Origin of the sequence: Paenarthrobacter sp. NPDC091669 (genome assembly GCF_044756725.1) — a bacterium.
Taxonomy (GTDB): Bacteria; Actinomycetota; Actinomycetes; order Actinomycetales; family Micrococcaceae; genus Arthrobacter; species Arthrobacter bambusae_C.
This window is the reverse complement of record NZ_JBIVTK010000001.1, coordinates 514,995-531,596: the sequence shown is the minus strand read 5'-3', so window position 1 is coordinate 531,596 and position 16,602 is coordinate 514,995. Positions and strand designations below refer to the sequence as shown.

Genomic DNA, 16,602 nt, shown 5'->3' with positions numbered 1-16,602 from the left:
CAGTTATGGGAAATCGACACCGTTTGCCCGAATACGGCAACCCCATCCTGAACGGAGACTGGCCGGACCCGGACGCCGTCCAGGTTGAAGGCATTTATTACCTCATCGCCTCCAGCTTCAACCGGGTCCCCGGGTTGCCGGTGCTTCGCTCCACAAACCTGGTGGATTGGGAGCACGCCGGGCATGCGCTCCCGGAACTGCCGCAAACGAACCACTACTCCCTGGTGCGCCACGGAAGCGGTGTGTGGGCTCCCGCGCTCCGCCATCACGACGGCAAATTCTGGATCTTCTACCCGGATCCGGATCACGGCATCTTTGTCCTGAGCGCGGAGAAGGCCGAGGGTCCTTGGAGTGCGCCACACCTTCTGTATGCCGGCCGCGGACTGATCGATCCCTGCCCGTTGTGGGACGAGGACGGGCAGGCGTACCTGGTGCATGGATGGGCGAAGAGCCGCATCGGGGTGAAGAACCGGCTGACGGTCCACCGGATGACCCCCGATGCCACCCGTTTGCTGGACCACGGAACGCACGTCATCAACGGCGAAGACCTTCCCGGATTCACCACGTTGGAGGGCCCCAAGTTTTACAAGCGCGATGGTTGGTACTGGATCTTCGCACCTGCCGGCGGGGTTTCCACCGGGTGGCAGTCGGTCTTCCGTTCACGGTCTCCTTTTGGGCCCTACGAGGAACGCCGGGTTCTGGAGCAGGGTGGTTCGCCGGTGAACGGCCCGCACCAGGGCGCGTGGGTCACCACTCCCCAGGGAGAGGACTGGTTCCTGCACTTTCAGGACCGCGGAGCCTACGGCCGCGTGGTCCACCTCCAACCCATGGGTTGGGACGCGGACGGCTGGCCGTGGATGGGCACAGCAGCGGACGACGACGGACCGGGAACCCCGGTTTTGGTCCACCCCTACCCGGCGGGTACTTCGCCGGAAGACGTGGCTCCTCCCACCAGCGACAATTTCACGTCCCCCGGGCTGGGGCCCCAGTGGCACTGGCAAGCCAACCCCCGCAAGGAGTGGCTGTCCACCTGTGGAGGAGGGCACCTGGTCCTGCGTCCGCAAGCCAACGATCCCATCAACCTGCGCGAACTCCCCAACGTCCTGGGCCAGATCCTCCCTGGCGTGCCGTCCACCTTCACCACCACCTTGGAACTGGACGATGTCCCGGCAGGCACCCGGGCCGGCGTCGTGGTTCTTGGCCAGCGGTACGCCTGGCTGGGGATCGTGCGGACGGGCGACGGGTATGTCCTGGGCAGCGGCACTGGCAGCGAAGGTCCGCAGGAGCTTCCCGTGGGGCGTGCGGTGGAACTTCCGGGTCCGCGGATCGAACTTCAGATCAGGACAGATGAGACCCCGCGGGCAACGTTTGCCTGGCGGGTGGGCCCCACAGATCCGTGGCAGATCCCCCTGTGGGATTTCGACGTGGTGGAGGGTCGCTGGATCGGGGCTGAGCTGGGGATTTTCACGGCCTCACCCTTGGGTTCGCGCGAAAGCGGCAGTGTTATCGTTGGACCCGTGCGGGTCCAAACTGCGCCGGTCCGCCGGACTACGGCCCCGCGCATTGCCGCTTCAGTTTCCCCATGAGCTCAAGGACCGCCCCGTTGACCGCCACTCCGCGCCCCAGGATTGCAGACGTGGCTGCGGCTGCGGGTGTCTCCGTTCCTACCGTTTCCAAGGTGCTGAACGGCCGTTCGCACGTTTCCGAAGCCACGCGTGCCCGTGTCCAGCAGGCCTTGGAGGAGCTCGACTACACCAAGCGGAGCACTGTCACTGAGCCCGGACTGCTGCAATTGGTGGTGAACAACTTCGATTCCCCTTGGGTCCTGGAAACCATGGAAGGAGTCGAAGCTGCTGCTGCGCGGCTCGGCTACACGGTGGCCTACACGCGGGTTGTTAACGCCACCGTGGAGAACTGGCAGAAGCTGCGGGAGCCCTCCAGTAACCGCCTGGATGGTGTGATGCTGCTGGCTCCGCGCCAAGGATCAGTCTTGGTGGACCAGGCGAGGGCATTGAACATTCCGGCCGTCGCCATTGACCCGGAAGGTTCGGAGGGGCTGCAGATTCCGAGCGTCAGCCCGGCGTCGTTCTCCGGAGCGTTGGGCGCGGTGTCCCATCTCCTGGGCTTGGGGCATGAACGCATTGGCATCATCACGGGCCGCGTGCACAGCCCCGGCCACGGCCGGGCCCGCTATGCTGCCTACGCCGCCGCCCTGCACGAAGCCGGGCTCCCGGTACTTCCCGAGTTTGTGCGCGACGGCGACTTCAGCATCGAGTCCGGCCTTCGCCTGGGCGGGGAACTCCTGGATCTCCCGGAGCGACCTACCGCGATCTTCACGGGCAGCGACCTGCAGGCGCTTGGTGTCATGAATGCTGCAGCGCAGCGGTCCCTGAAAATCCCGGACGATCTCAGCGTGGTGGGCTTCGATGACATCGCCCAGGCCGCCCTCACCTCCCCGCCGCTCACCACGGTCAGGCAGCCCTTGGCCCAGATGGCATCCATGGCCGTGGGCATGCTCACCGAGCAGATCGAGCAACCGGGACTTGCCTCGTCAGCGGCCCTCGAAATGGCTACGGAATTGGTAGTGCGAGCCAGTACCGCTCCACCCAAGTAGCCCGGCCCCTAGTGGCCCTGGAACGCCTCCGCCAGCCACCACGAGCCCCCGTCGGACGCGATCTTGGCATCGATCACCAGGGGCCGGTCTTGTGTCCCGGCTTCATAGGCTGCGATCCACGGGCGCACAGCTTCCAGGTCCGCGATGGTCCGTACGGTCACACCTTCGGCACCGAATCCCCGGGCTATGGCGGCGATGTCCGTTTCCGGGAACACGACGCTGGAGAGCTCGGCCTCCGAGTGCTCCGAAGCGAAGTGGTGGACCTCGGCCCCGTACGCGGCGTCGTTGTACACGATGCACACCAGCGGCAGTTTCAGCCTCGCGGCGGTCTCCAACTCGCTGATGCCCATGAGGAACCCACCGTCGCCCGCGCCCAGCACCGGCAGCCGGTGAGGCTGGGCAAGCGCGGCGCCAATGGCTGTGTAGAGCCCCAGCCCGATCGCCTGAAATGCCTGCGTGAAGCAGAAGCCGAACTCGTCGGGCACAGCGAGGTACTGGCTGGGATAGCCCATGAAGTTGCCGGAATCCACGGCCACGATCCGCTCGGCCGGGAGCATGGAATCGAGTTCCGTGGTGAGGACGCGGGGATCGATGGAGGTCGCCGTGGACAGGTCCGCTGTGGGAACGTCCCGCCACCTTGAGCCCTGCTTGATGGCCAGGGCGTTGGCTTCAGTGCGGTACTTTTCGGCAGGTTCGGACTGCACGGACCGCAGCATCGTCAGGGCATCCACAGCCGTCAGCGCCGCATCACCCAGCAGCCCCAAGGTGATGGGCCGGTTGGCGCCCAGCGCGGAATCTTCGACGTCGATCTGCACCACGTTGGTCCCGGCAGAGATCAGCCGGCCATGCCGCATGGTCCACATATTCAGCGCGCACCCCCACCCCACTATCAGGTCCGCACCGCTGATGAGCTCCGCCGTGGTGGGCGAAGAAAAACCACCCGAGATACCCAGGTTGTGCGGGTCGCCTTTGAACAGCCCACTCGCCACCGCCGACGTCGCCACCAGTGCCCCGGCATGCCGCGCCAATTCCAGGATCTCGTCCCGGGCACCGCGCCCGCCGCGGCCAGCGACGAACACGGGCCGTTCAGCGGCGGAAATCAGCGCCACCAACTGCTTAACAGCGGCAGCGTCCGGGCGGACCTTCATCGGCTCAGGCACGACGACGGCACCCACCTCGTCCGCGGCGCTGGCACTTTGGACGTCCAACGGCAAGCTCAGGACCACCGTGCGGCGCTCGTTCACCGCCGTCCGGAAGGCCCGGACAGTGTCTGCCACAGCTGTGGCGGGGGAGTGGATGCGTTCGGCCACGGCACCGACGCTTCGGGCCAACGCGTCCTGGTCGATCTTGAAGTTGGACCGGATCGCTGCAGCCTGGGTGTCGGCGGTCAGTACGATCATGGGCGTGCGGCTCTTCGCGGCCTCGCCGATTCCGGTGATGGCGTTGCTCAGCCCGCAACCCTGATGAGTGGTGACTACTCCCACCTTGCCGGACATCCTCGAGTAGGCGTCGGCCATGGTCGCGGCACCGCCCTCATGCCGGGTGGCCGTGAAGGGGATGCCTTCGGCCATGAGGGTGCCGGTGACATCGAAGTTTCCGCTGCCCACCACTCCGAAAACATGTCCGACGCCGAGCTTCGCCAGCGTCCTGCCCACCAGGGTGGAAACCCGGACCTGCTCGCTCATGCCTTAACCTCCGCGCCTTTTTCAACCGCGCCTTTTTCAACCAGTGCGTACACGCGGCTCGGGCTGCCCGTGCCGCCGACGATCGGCAGGGGAGCAACCACCAGTGTGGCGCCAGTGGTGGGAAGCCGGTCCACGTTCCGCAGTGAGGTGACGCCATATTTATCCGCACCGAGGAGGAACGAATGTACGGGGAACATCGGGTCCAACGCTCCTGCCTGCCCGGCGTCGATCCCCACGGTTTCAACACCGAAACCGCTGATCGAGGCGTTACCGGCAAGCCACTTGGCACCTGCCGCAGAGACCCCTGGCGTGTGGGGTCCGGCGTCGTCCGCGTTGACGAAAGCCGCAGCGTCAGTGCCGCGGGCCGCCCATCCGGTCCGGAAGATGACCCAGCAGTTGTCCGGGAACAACCCATGCTCAGACTGCCACTGCTCAAAATGCTCAGGTTCCAGCAGGAAGTCAGGGTCCGCGGAGACCTCTGCGGCCTTGTCGATCACCACCACGGGACCCACCAGGCGGTGTGGTTCGATCTGGTCCACTGACTTGCCGTCCTTGCCGGTGATCCAGTGGACGGGGGCATCCAGGTGCGTCCCCGCGTGTTCGCCCACCGTGACGTCGTTCCATGCCCAGGCCGGGCCTGCGTCGTCGAAATTGCTCACCGGCGAAACGGACAACCCCACCGTGTTCGCGAACGGCTGCGGCAGATTCAGGATGGGGGTTTCGGAACTAAGGGGCGTGGTGAGATCGATGATTTCCACTGAACCACTCGAAAGGGCTGCAGTGAGCCCGGCCAGAACAGACATTGTTCTCCTATCGCTTGCTTGGTTTAAGTGCTGCTTGAAGACGCGAAAATCGTGAAGTCTTGGTGGTCAGTTTCTGGGCCGCCAAATGTCCCGAGCCACCGGAAAGGCCGGGACCAGGGTGGGTTGACGCGCCGATATGCCAGAGACCTTCGACGGCGGTTTGGTGGCCTGCCGCCGCGGGGAAAGGCCGCCAGAGCAGGTTTTGGAAGAGCTCAGCGGAGCCTCCATAGGGGTCGCCGTTGACGGCATTGGGATTAGCGGCGGCCAGATCCGTGGGAGCGATGATGTCTGAAGCGAGGACCGTAGCCCGGGTTCCCGGCGCGAACTGCTCCAACCGGGCGAGGACCCGTTCCAGGTAGCCCTGTTTCAGCTCATCGGTCCAGCCTTCCTCCACTGACAGTCCGCCGGCCGCATCACCCACGGGAGAGAACGGAACCTCCTGCAATTGCAGCCACAGCGTGGCCTTGCCTGCCGGCGCCCGCGACGGATCGAGGACGCATTGCTGCCCCACCACCACCGTGGGTTCGCTGGGCAGCAGGCCGGCTTCGGCCTGGGCGCAGGCGATTCCCGTGCTGTCCGAGCCGCTGCTGATGTGCACCAGCGGAACTTCCTTGAGCCGGGGATCGAGCCACTCCACGGGTTTGTCCAAGGCGAGGTGGATCTGCAGGGCGCCGCGGCCGTTCTGGTAGCGTTCGGCCGCCGCGGCGGTCCCGGCAGGTGGCTGGCGAAGAAGCCGGGTGTAGAGGGCCTGGGGCGAAACGTTCGCGAGCACCGTGCCAGCGGTGACTACGCCCTGCGAAGTCCGGACGCCGATGACCGGGCCGCCCTTATTGGAACCGCCGGAACCGTCCGAGTCCACCAGGATCTCCTCGGCCTCCGCGCCCAGCATGATCCTTACCCCGTTGTCCCGCAGCAACGACTCGAACGCCTCAACAAACTTTGAGGCCCCACCCTTGACAATCGGGAGCCCGAAGCCGTGCATGCTCATGGCCATCACCGGCAACATCACCCCGCCTGTCGCCTGATCCGGGCCGAGCCCTGCGTGCAGCAGCCAGGGAGACCACAACTGGTCCGCTTCCCACCCGTCAAAGCGGCTGCGGGTGTAGTTCCGGCCGCTCATCACTGCGTCCCGGACGAAGGCTTCGGTCCCGGAGAAGCGTCCGCGCCGGACGGCTCCGATGGCAATCTTCGCAACCTCCCTGAACGATCGAAGCTCCGCCCCGAACGCCCCGAAGACTGTGCCGGCATTCCGCTCAAGGTCATTCACCATGGCCAGGTAGGCGGACTGGTCGCCGGGGATCTTGAACGCGGCAGCCGTCTGGCCCGGATCCCGCTGCGCAATGACAACGCGGTGGGCTCCCGTGGCCGGATCCGCCGCGACGCTTGCGGTCACCGGGCCGGTGGTGTTGCAGTACTCCAGCCCCCTGGCGTGCAGTTCCTGACCCAAAGCCGCGTAGGCGCTACCTGATACGAACAACGGGTGCCAGGAAGAGAAGGAGTCGTGGATGAAGCCCGGCAGGGTCCGCTCGGAGGAATGGATGAAACCTCCCAGCCGGTCCGAACGCTCGATGATGCAGACGCGCTTTCCGTCCATGGCGAGCTCAGCTGCTGCGACCAGGGAATTGATGCCCGAGCCAATGATCCCGACGTCAACTGAATCGTTCATCTCCGCTCCTTTCAGAAGTGCTCAGAATGTGGCTAGAAGTCCGGGTGGCTGGCGGTTGCGTGGTATTTGCCGCCGTGGAACACCAGGGGAGCGCCGCCGTCGTAGTCGTATTTCTCCACTTCCCCAACGTAGATGACGTGGTCGCCGGCGTCGTGCCGTGAGACCGTACGGCATTGGAAGGTGGCCACCGCACCGTCCAGCAGCGGAACGCCGGCGATGCCCTCGGTGGTCTCCGTGCCGGCGAACTTGTCGATGGCGGGAGTGGCGAACTGGCGGGACAGGACGTGCTGGTCGCTGGCCAGGATGTTGATGGCAAAATGCGTGGCATTCTCGAAGTCACCCAGGCTGGGCGACCGTTTGCTGGGGCACCACAGCACCAGCGGGGGTTCCATGGAAACCGACGTGAACGAGTTCGCGGTCATGCCCACCTTCCGGCCGTCGGCAGCAACAGTGGTCACCACGGTAACGCCTGTGGCGAATTGCCCCAACGCACCCCTGAAATCACGGACGTCGAAAACGGAGGTGTCTTCTTCTTTGCGGGCCTGCATGAAGTCGGCTGCGGCAGTGGGATCGAACCACCACGGGTAGGAGGTCCGGGGATCATCGAATCCGGCCACGATGCCCGCGGCCAGCGCCGGGTGTTCAGCGGCTTCGCTGAGGAGGGTTTTCTGGTGGTCCCTGCGAGGCTTAAGGAGGTCGTTGGTCCATTCAACGGCCCACTGGCCCCATCCACGCCAGAACTCATCGAACGTCCGCTCCATCCAGTGGCGGTCGAACGGCTGCTGGCCCCTGCGAACGATCGCATCGAGGTAATACTTGGCGGCCAGGGTCGCATTGTTCGAGCCTTGCCCGGTGAGGGGATCGTTGAGGACCACTGCGTCGCCGAGCCCGAACACCAGCTTCCCGTTCCCGAGCTCCCCGACGGCGGACCTCACCGTTGGCGTGATGCGCCCCAGAAGCGTGGCGCCGCTGTCGGTCAGTTCCGCGTTGGCGAAGTTTTCGGCCTCGTGCGGGAAATGCCCGCGCAGGATTTCCAGCGAACGGTCCAGATGCTCTTGCGGGGTTCCGACGTCGGTCCACCGGTCCATGGGGCCGCCCACCACGCCTTCAAACACCATCATGCGGCACGGCCCGGAGACGGTCAGGCCCGGAAACGTAAAGAACTCGCCGACGCCGGGGACCATGGACATGCGGATGGCGGCGCCGCTGCGGGAGGTGCTGTCCGGTGACGCGTTGCCGGCGACAGCATCGTCGTCGGCCGTGACGTAAGTGAGCGCCAGGACCCGCTGGGGCCGGTCGAAGGGTGACTTTGCCTTGTCCCGCGGGAAGATCCGGCCGATCTCGCCCTTGCCGGTGCTGACAATGACCAGCTCATAGTCGCGGGCGAGCTCTTCGAGCATGCGCGGGGTGACCTTCTCAATGCGGAAGTCACCCCCGGCGGCCACGAACGTCTCGATCCAGAGTGCACTCTTGATCCGTTGGTCGATGGAACGGGCCGGCCCATCCAAGGGGGCCTCCCATTCGATGGGTTCTTCCGCCTCGACGCGCAACCGGATGGAGGTGATGCCCGGGACGGAGCCGGAGTCATAGAATTCCGTGAGCGCGGTCCCCATCTGGGCTTCGGCGTCGAGGGCTGTGGAGAACATGCACTGGCTGGACATGACTTTGCCGGTGCGGATCTGGGCCGCGGAACGGTCGGACAGGAGCGTCACGGTGTAGCCGTCCCGCTGCAGGCCCAAAGCCAGCTGGGCGCCGGATTCCCCGGCCCCGACGATTGCTATTTTTCGCATGATTCAGTCCTTGCTGGCAGGGGTGTGCTATTAAACCCTGGCGGCGGAGAGGCCGGCCAGGTAGTCAGCAGCTTTGTCCGGGTACATGAACCAGTCCTGGAATTCCGGAGGGTGGTTGAAGCCGTTGGCGAAGCGGTGGGCAATGGCCGGCTCGCTGTTCGCAGCGCCCAGGAGTTCAAGGACGTGGGGCGGCGGCGGGGCCAGGAGGGCATTTGTCCAGTCTGCAACGTGCCGGGCGTAATCCCAATAGCGCTCGAAGGTGGCCTGCATAAACTCTGCATCGTAGGCTCCGTTGTCCTGTCGGATGATGCTGTCCAAGTACGACGCCGCACATTTGCTCGCGTTGTTGGACCCCTGTCCGGTAATGGGATCGTTCAACACCACGACGTCGGCCAAGCCCAGTACCTGCCGCCCGCTCGGCAGCGTGGCAATCGGGTGGCGGACGGTGGGCGCGAAGCGGCCTTGGAGAATGCCATGGGGGTCGGTGAGCTCCACGTCGGTGGCCCGTTCGGCTTCCCATGGCAGGAACGTCTGCAGGATGTTCTTGGAGTTCTCCAGGTGCTCCTCGGGAGAGAGGCCTTTCCACGTGTCCATCGGGCCGCCCGGAACGCCTTCGAAGACCATGATTTCGCAGGGGCCGGTGGTGGTCAGTGCCGGGAAGACGAAGTACTCGCCGACTCCGGGGATGAGGTTGAATGACACTGCCGAGTACTCTTCGCGGGGCTTCAGGCCCTTCACGTAGGTCAAGGCAAGGGCGCGCTGCGGGGCGTCGTAGGTGCTGCGTTCGGCGTCGCGGGTAAAGAGTTGCGCGATTTCGCCTTTACCGGCTGCCACTATCACCAGGTCCGAATTGTGCGTGTACTTTTCGAGCTCAGCTACGCCGGCGTCTTCGAAGACCAGCTCGCCTCCCCGCGCAGTGAACTCTTCCATGAACCTGGGGAACTTCACGCGCTGATCGATGGACTTGGCGTGGTTGTCCAAGCGGGAGGCCCAGCTGATGGCCTTCTCACCCGGCAGTTCGGGGTGGGGAATGGTGAAGGAGATGCCGTCCACGGTGGGGGCATCGGGCCAGAAATCCAGCCCCAAGGAGCGCTCGTGTTCCAGGGCGTTGTGGAAGATGCACTGGCTGGAGGCCACCTTTCCTTCCTGGATCTCCTGCGGAGTGCGGTTGGAGATCGTGGTGACGTTGAATCCGGCGTCCAGCAGGCCGATGCCCAGCTGCAATCCGGACTGGCCTGCGCCGACGATGGTGATGTGGCGTTGCGTCATGGTGTTGCCCTTTTCTCTTGGTCTGTAGGCGGTGTGGGTCTATTTGCGGTTGTCAGTTGGCGGCGAGCAAAGGAATGGTTTCTTCGGCGCGTTCAGGTCCCAAAGCGGAGTAGCCGCCGTCGACGGCCCAATCGGCGCCGGTCACGAAGCTGGCTTGGTCGCTGGCGAGGAACGCGACGACGTCACCCACCTCGTGCGGGCGGCCGACGCGCTTGAGTGCGTGGAACGGTGCCGCCACGGTGTCAGTCTTCTCGAGGTTCCCGTTGCTGAGGGAATCCATGATGTTGCTCCACACCCAGCCCGGGCTGACCGAGTTGACCCGGATCCCGTCCGATGCGAAGTCCACTGCCATGCTGCGGGTCACCTGCACCAGGGCAGCCTTGCTGGCGGGGTACAGCCAGCGGCCCGCCTGGGCCACGGAGCTGGAGATGGAGGTGAAGTTGATGATGGCGCCGTGCCCCGAAGCCTTGAGGTAGGGGCGGGCTGCGTTGCCCGCCACTACGGCGCTGACGAGGTTGACGTTCAGTGCGTCGAGCCAGTCGGCGCGGCCGGATGCGGCTCCGTCGTCCTTGTAGGTGCAGGCCAGGTTGACCAGGATGTCCAGGCTGCCGTGCGAAGTGACGGTCTTCTCTACGAGTTCCGCGACGGCGGTGTCATCTGTGATGTCAGTGTGGGAGAAGTGGATACCTTCGCCCAGCCCGGCGGTGAGCGACGCCCCGTCGGGGTCTATGTCCGCTACCACCACCGTGGCTCCGGCGTCCCGCAAAGCGGCGACCACGCCCTGGCCCACCTTCGTGACTCCACCGGTGACGATTGCTGTCCTGCCCTTGAGTGCTGACATGTGCCAAACCCTTTCCCGCGATGATGATGTTACGGATATATGACGTGCGTCATATCTTTCCTGCAAGCGACTCTAGGCAGTCGCTGTCGTTCGGAATATCCACGGGGCGCGAGGATTATCCGAATCACGCAGGGTCCTCCTCTTCTTCGTGCCAGCCAACCCAGGCCGCGGAAGTGAGGTGGGTTTCCTTCGCCTGAAGCTCCGCCGCCCAGAGTTCGAAGTGACTCTGATCCCATTCACCCCGGCGGTCATGTACGAGCTTGATGTTCTTCACTGGTCCTCACCTCGCTTCCGTCACTGTTATGGTTCTGTGAGCTGCGTCATACTTGTCTTAAAAGCGACTCTAGGCAGTTGCTGCACTCCGGAATATCCGCTCGACGCGGGGATCATCCGAAAAGCGAAAAGACCCTGTGTGGTGGGAAACCGGTGAAGTAGGTGGCGGATGGTGAGGATTCTTCCTCGTGACGTTCTGCGGGGGCGGCCAACCATGGCCACCACCGACGTGGACCAAGCGCACGCCAAAATTGCTGAGCTGTTTTGCAGTCACGAGCTGTCGCCGCGGACGCGCCAGTCCGCAGTGGATATGAAGCTGCGCTCCCTCCATCGCGGCGATGTCGGGATCGAGTTCCTCGACTACGGCGCGGACGTTCGGATTGAGCCGGAGGGTCTGCAGGACTTCCATTTGGTTCAGATTCCGTTGGCAGGGCATGCTTCCATGCAGGTGGGGGCAAAGACTGTGGAATCGAGCCCGCGCATGGCGACCGTGCCGCCGATCGACCGGCCCTTCTCCATGCGCTGGGACAGTGGCAGCCCGCACTTGATTGTGTACGTGCGGCGTACTGCTTTGGAGCGGGTGGCGTGGCAGCTCAATGGGGCGGCTCCTGGAGGACTGGCCTATGGCATGGATCTTTCAGGTGCGGCCGGTCGGGCTTTCCTGAGGGCCGTCGTCGAGCTTCAGGACGACATGATCGGCCAGCCACAGACCGCTGCTCCCGTCTTCATGCAGGGGTTGCTGGCGGACACCATGGTCTCGCGGCTGCTGATGGCCACGGAACCTCCCGCCGATGTGGCAGGGGACAGGGACGCGGAGAGCCGCCTGGTCCGGGAGTGCCGCGAATTGTTGGAGCGGCATGCTTTCGAAGAACTCACCGTGCCGGACATCGCGGAGTGCCTGGGAGTTTCGGTCCGGACCCTCCAGACCGCGCTCAGGGCGGAAACGGGCGCGACGCCGTCGGAGTTGCTGCGCAGTATCCGGCTGGACCGGGCCCGGGAGATGCTGCTGGAAGCGAGCCCGCGGGAGCAGAGTGTCACGGCGGTGGCGGAGTTGTGTGGTTTCACTCACCAAGGGCGCTTCTCTGCGCTCTACGTGAAGGCCTTCGGCGAATTACCAAGCGAGAGCTTGCGCCGCTAGGCACGAGGCGGAGACTATTCTGAATCGCGCAGAATGCGGGGCAGGAATCCCAATTGATCCAATTCCCGAACCAGAAGTGGCGTTAGTTCACTCGGGGCCAGCCGAAGCCGGTAGGATCTCTTCCCCTTGGCGATCGGTTCAATGACGCCGCGGTCCAGGAGCTTTCGAATGTCTTGACTTCGTGTCGCAGCTGAACCTGTGAATGCTGAACTAAGGTCTGCGGCCTTCACGTCAACTTTGCGCGCGATGATGGTCAAAGCCAGGGCTTCGTCCGCCGTGAAGCGCGACGAGGCGAGGCCTCTTGCGATTGCGGGAACCAACAGGCCTTCCGTAACGAAGTCCTTGTCACCGAGTTTCGCCAACCTTCTGAGGTCTGTCAGTAGTCCTTCGAGGACATACGTCGACCAGCGAATCAGGGACTCGGGTTCGAGGGAATCGGCGTCTTCGAGTCGTTCGTAGTAGAGGGCGCGGTTCTCCCCAAATACGGCCGTTGGGTTCAGCGCCCGGTATCCGGCGGTGTCGGAGAACCCTTGCCGCCGCATGGCGGCGTAAGTCATGAGTCTCCCGACGCGACCATTGCCATTGCCGAAAGGATGAATCCAGACGAACCGATGGTGGGCGAGCGCAATCTTGAGGAGCTCGTAGTTTTGATCTACGTCCGCATTGATGAAGTCCAGGAGTGCCGTCATGTCTCCGTGCACGCTCCCTGGCGAGGGTGGTCGGTGCGATGAGCCGCTGATTGTGACATCGGCGAGCCTGTAGGCACCAGGTGTGCGGTCCCCTTCACGTTCCAAACCGGCCACGGAGATGCGGTGCAGCTCCCGGACAAACCCGTGAGTCAGTATCGTCCCCCGGCCGACGGCGGAGTCGACGAAAGCCGTTGCTTCTTGGAGCTGGACGATCTCTTGAACACCGTCGTCCCGCTTGATGTCGGCTCGGTCCGCGAGCTGAACGCCTGCAACAGCATCCACAATTGACGTGCGATTGCCCTCGATGCGTGCGCTCATGATGCTCGACAGCAGTTGAAAGAGTGTTCGCAACTGTGTGAAGACCTCGGGAGCGGTGGTTCCTTCACCTAAATCTGCGCGAACCCGTTCAAGGTCGATGATGGCTTTCGCCAGTGGAGAGCTAAAGGGGAACTCGGGAAAATCGAGTGGGTTCACGGGGAGAATGTTCCAGAGAGGTTTCCAACAATTAAGAGCATGGCCCGATTATTCCCTAGAAATCAGTGCTTTCGCTAGACCCGGCCCGTGCAGGAATTAAATTAACCGAGTCCAACAATTAAGGCGCCTGTGCCAGTTACGCCTCCAGCACGTACGTCTTCAGATCGTCCAGCGTCTGCTGCATGTGGGCGTCCATGGCCAGGCGTGCCTCGTTGGGATTCCGGGACTCCAGGGCCGCGGCAATCTTCCGGTGATGGCCGATCGCGTGTTCCTGGATCTCCGGGAAAGCCGATGTTTCGGTGCGGCGTGCCTCGAGGACCCGGTGCAGCGGTTCAAAGAGCACAGCCACAAACACGTTGCCGGAGGCGTGAAGAATGACGTCGTGAAAAGCGAGGTCCGCTTCCACGAAGGCTGCGAGATCGTTGACCTCATGGGCGGTCTGCATCTTTTCCACGTGGTCCCTGAGGGCCGTGAGTTCGTCGTCGGAGATACGTTCGGCGGCGAGTTCGCAGGCACCCGTTTCAAGCATGCGGCGCAGCTCAATGAGCTGGATCGCGGCAGCCGCGTCCTTGGTTCCCTCAGATGCCGCCCGCAACACGGCTTCCAGTGATGCCCACTGATTCAGGGGGTTGACGAACGTGCCGCGGCCGCGCTCCACGCTGAGAATCCGCTGCGCCTCGAGGGTCTTCATGGCCTCACGCACGGTCATGCGGCTCACCTCGTGCTTGGCGCTGAGCTCAAGCTCGCCGGGGACCACCGTTCCGGGCGGAAATTCACCCGCGATGATGCGGTCCAGCAACTCATCAGCGACCACGCCGACCAGCGACTTGCGTGCCATGTATCCCCATTTCCTGTACTCCGGCCACCCTCCGTCCCGCGTCTTCCCGGGGCGGGATGGTTGTCAGACATCTTACGCTGGCGGCGGCCAGCTCGTTTCCCAAAATTCATGCAGCGCCTCGGCGCATTCCTGCGGCTTCTCCCAGTGGACATTGTGGCCCGCGCCGGAAATGGCCTTCAGCTGACGCTGGGGGCTTTCGGCCACGAACGCGCGCATTTGCCCTAAGGGCCGCACCCGGTCATCAGTTCCGGCGAGCACCAGCAACGGCGCGTGGACGCGCCCGGGTGCAGAAGGTTCGACGCCGGTCATGGCCGCCAAAGCGCTGGCGGACAGAACCGGGAAGGGGACCTTGAATCCGGTGCTGAGCCGCTCCATGTCTGCACCGGACAGCTCCCCGTACCAGGCGTTCATGAGCTTGGCGATAGTTCCGGAATCGAAAAACCCTTGGTCCAGCTGGGACCTGAGCACCTCCTTGAATCCTTGATTCTGCGGCACCGGTGCCATGCCCACCAAGGTCAGTGAGGCCACCAATTCGGGCCGGGCCGCCGCCAGCGTCAGCGAAACACTGCCACCCATCGAGTGCCCCACCACGTGCACGGGACCTTGGGCCCGGGCGTCAAGGATTGCCCCCACCGAAGCAGCCGCCGAGTCCAAGGTCCACTCGAAATCCGACGGCAGGAAATCTCCCGGGTGATAACCGGGGAGGTCGATAATCCACACCGGGCGGCCGGCGTCGAGCAGTTTCTTCGCCAGGGGTTCCCAGTACACCGAGCCTGACGCCCAGCCGTGGATCAGCACTGCCGGAACCTGCTGACCTGCGGGAACGGGAGGCGTGAGGAAATCAACGTAGGGGAGCGGAACCACGCTGTCAGCCATGCCCCCAGCCTAGTGATGCGGAGCACCTTGCACAGTGAGGAGCCGTGTGTCACACTAATTCAAATGTTAGATGTCTGACATCTTACATTCAGCAAACCGCTACACAGATTTCCCACGATGGAGTGCACAGTGACCCTTGAAGCAGACGCTCTGGCCGCCTTCCCTGCGGAAGTCCAGATTCCCGCTCAGCTGGTAGCCGACGCCGTAGCCGCGTCCGCCGCCACCACCCCGCGCGTTCTGGTTGTCCTCGACGACGACCCCACAGGCACGCAGTCCGTTGCGGATCTCGCCGTACTCACCCGCTGGGAGGTTGAGGACTTCACCTGGGCCTTCACCCACATCCGTGAGAACCAGACCCAGGCCGCCGTCTACGTCCTGACCAACACCCGCAGCCTGGACCCGGCAGAGGCCGCTGCCCGCAATGAGGAAATTGTCCGCAACGCCCTCGCTGCGGCGTCGGGCACCGTTGGTGGTCCTCGGCTGCGCCTGGGATTCGTCAGCCGCAGCGACTCCACCCTCCGTGGTCACTACCCGCTGGAGCCGGACGTCATCGCGGCTACCGTTGCCGCCGAAACCGGCGAACCCACTGACGGCGTAGTGATCGTTCCGGCATTCCCCGACGCCGGCCGCGTCACCATCGGTGGCGTGCACTACATGCGAGGAGACGCTGGCACACTCACCCCTGTGGCCGAGACGGAATTCGCGAAGGATGCGAGCTTCGGCTTCAAGAACTCCGAGATGGCCAAGTATGTGGAGGAGAAGTCCCAGGGTCGATTCCGGGCAGACGATGTCATCGTGCTGGACTTGAACATCATCCGAGCCGGAGCTTCCGCCCAGGACCCCACCATCTCCGCCAAGGCCATCGCCGACGCCCTGGAGTCCGCCACCAACTCCACCCCGATCGTGGCCGACATCGTTACCGAGAACGACTTCCGCGCCCTGGCACTGGGCCTCGAGGAAGCCGAACGCCGCGGCAAGAAACTCCTGTACCGCGTGGGCCCGCCCTTCGTAAGGGGTCGGATCGGACAGGAAATCCGCAGCGCGCTGACCTCGGAGGAAGCTTACGCAGGCAACACTCCCTCCACAGCCGGCGGCCTGATCGTGGTGGGCTCCCACGTCGGCGTCACCACCCGCCAGCTCAATGACCTCACAGCCAAGCACAGCTCCGCGCGCACCATCGAGATCGACGTCGAGAAACTCATTGCCGGTACCGAAACCGCGGGTGAAGCAGAAGCCGACGCCTACATCGAAACCGTCGTCTCCGACGTCGTGGATGCCCTCCACCACGGTGACGTCATCGTCCACACCAGCCGCCTGCTCATCAAGACCGACGACGCCGCCGCGAGCCTGAAGATCGCCCGCACGGTCTCTGCCGCCGTCGTCGCCGTGGTGAACCGGACCTTGAAGACCTTCCCGCCGCGGTTTGTCATCGCCAAGGGCGGCATCACGTCCTCGGACGTCGCTGCGCACGGCCTGGAAATCCGCCACGCAATTGTCCGCGGCCCCATGCTGCCCGGCATTGTCTCGCTCTGGGAGCCGGTGGACGGCCCCGCCAAGGGCATCCCGTACATCGTTTTCGCGGGCAACGTCGGCGACGACCAATCCCTGACTGAAGTCACCCGCAAGCTCAGCGCCACCTTCTAACA

General features: G+C 64.2%; 14 protein-coding genes. 4 read left to right on the top strand and 10 right to left on the bottom strand.

Annotated elements, in window-relative coordinates; all coding sequences use genetic code 11:
* Positions 1–5 precede the first annotated feature (5 nt).
* Together ACIQLI_RS02515 and ACIQLI_RS02510 are read left to right on the top strand one after the other, a co-directional pair.
* Complete coding sequence (locus ACIQLI_RS02515; protein ID WP_400384643.1) at positions 6–1,586, top strand: family 43 glycosylhydrolase; 1,581 nt, start codon at positions 6–8, stop codon at positions 1,584–1,586.
* Entirely contained in the window at positions 1,583–2,614 is a 1,032-nt protein-coding gene (locus ACIQLI_RS02510; protein WP_400384641.1) for a LacI family DNA-binding transcriptional regulator, read from the top strand. The genes ACIQLI_RS02515 and ACIQLI_RS02510 overlap by 4 nt, the downstream gene beginning before the upstream one ends.
* Before the next feature lie 8 nt (positions 2,615–2,622).
* Here the strand turns inward: ACIQLI_RS02510 and ACIQLI_RS02505 are convergent, their stop codons facing one another.
* The 7 genes from ACIQLI_RS02505 to ACIQLI_RS02475 all read right to left on the bottom strand — a co-directional run bounded on the left by ACIQLI_RS02505 (position 2,623) and on the right by ACIQLI_RS02475 (position 10,942).
* A complete protein-coding gene (locus tag ACIQLI_RS02505) occupies positions 2,623–4,299 on the bottom strand; it encodes a thiamine pyrophosphate-binding protein (protein WP_400384639.1) in 1,677 nt (558 codons plus the stop codon).
* Positions 4,296–5,102 carry a cyclase family protein gene (locus ACIQLI_RS02500; protein ID WP_400384637.1) on the bottom strand — a complete coding sequence of 269 codons (807 nt, stop codon included), beginning with the start codon at positions 5,100–5,102 and terminating at the stop codon, positions 4,296–4,298. Before ACIQLI_RS02500 ends, ACIQLI_RS02505 begins: the two co-directional genes overlap by 4 nt.
* 7 nt (positions 5,103–5,109) lie before the next feature.
* Complete coding sequence (locus ACIQLI_RS02495) at positions 5,110–6,768, bottom strand: phytoene desaturase family protein (protein WP_400384635.1); 1,659 nt, start codon at positions 6,766–6,768, stop codon at positions 5,110–5,112.
* 32 nt (positions 6,769–6,800) lie between these two features.
* A complete protein-coding gene (locus tag ACIQLI_RS02490; protein ID WP_400384633.1) occupies positions 6,801–8,558 on the bottom strand; it encodes a flavin reductase in 1,758 nt (585 codons plus the stop codon).
* Between the two features lie 30 nt (positions 8,559–8,588).
* Complete coding sequence (locus tag ACIQLI_RS02485) at positions 8,589–9,827, bottom strand: styrene monooxygenase/indole monooxygenase family protein (RefSeq protein WP_400384631.1); 1,239 nt, start codon at positions 9,825–9,827, stop codon at positions 8,589–8,591.
* Between the two features lie 52 nt (positions 9,828–9,879).
* Positions 9,880–10,668 carry an SDR family oxidoreductase gene (locus ACIQLI_RS02480; protein WP_400384629.1) on the bottom strand — a complete coding sequence of 263 codons (789 nt, stop codon included), beginning with the start codon at positions 10,666–10,668 and terminating at the stop codon, positions 9,880–9,882.
* 124 nt (positions 10,669–10,792) lie between these two features.
* Positions 10,793–10,942, bottom strand: a complete 150-nt coding sequence (locus tag ACIQLI_RS02475) for a hypothetical protein (protein ID WP_400384627.1) — start codon at positions 10,940–10,942, stop codon at positions 10,793–10,795.
* Between the two features lie 213 nt (positions 10,943–11,155).
* Here ACIQLI_RS02475 and ACIQLI_RS02470 point away from each other — a divergent pair, with 213 nt between their 5' ends.
* Positions 11,156–12,079, top strand: a complete 924-nt coding sequence (locus ACIQLI_RS02470) for an AraC family transcriptional regulator (RefSeq protein ID WP_400384625.1) — start codon at positions 11,156–11,158, stop codon at positions 12,077–12,079.
* Positions 12,080–12,093: 14 nt separating this feature from the next.
* On the opposite strand, the gene ACIQLI_RS02465 is transcribed toward ACIQLI_RS02470, so the two are convergent.
* The 3 genes from ACIQLI_RS02465 to ACIQLI_RS02455 all read right to left on the bottom strand — a co-directional run bounded on the left by ACIQLI_RS02465 (position 12,094) and on the right by ACIQLI_RS02455 (position 14,956).
* The gene (locus ACIQLI_RS02465; protein ID WP_400384623.1) at positions 12,094–13,242 is read right to left on the bottom strand and encodes a Fic family protein; all 1,149 of its coding nucleotides are present in this window, start codon (positions 13,240–13,242) and stop codon (positions 12,094–12,096) included.
* A gap of 136 nt (positions 13,243–13,378) precedes the next feature.
* Complete coding sequence (locus ACIQLI_RS02460; RefSeq protein WP_400384621.1) at positions 13,379–14,080, bottom strand: FadR/GntR family transcriptional regulator; 702 nt, start codon at positions 14,078–14,080, stop codon at positions 13,379–13,381.
* A 72-nt stretch (positions 14,081–14,152) separates the two neighbouring features.
* Positions 14,153–14,956, bottom strand: coding sequence for an alpha/beta fold hydrolase (locus ACIQLI_RS02455; RefSeq protein WP_400384619.1), 804 nt, complete (start codon positions 14,954–14,956; stop codon positions 14,153–14,155).
* Positions 14,957–15,085: 129 nt separating this feature from the next.
* Between ACIQLI_RS02455 and ACIQLI_RS02450 the strand changes: the two genes are divergently transcribed.
* On the top strand, positions 15,086–16,600 hold the full coding sequence (locus ACIQLI_RS02450) for a four-carbon acid sugar kinase family protein (protein ID WP_400384617.1): 1,515 nt from the start codon (positions 15,086–15,088) through the stop codon (positions 16,598–16,600).
* Positions 16,601–16,602 lie beyond the last annotated feature (2 nt).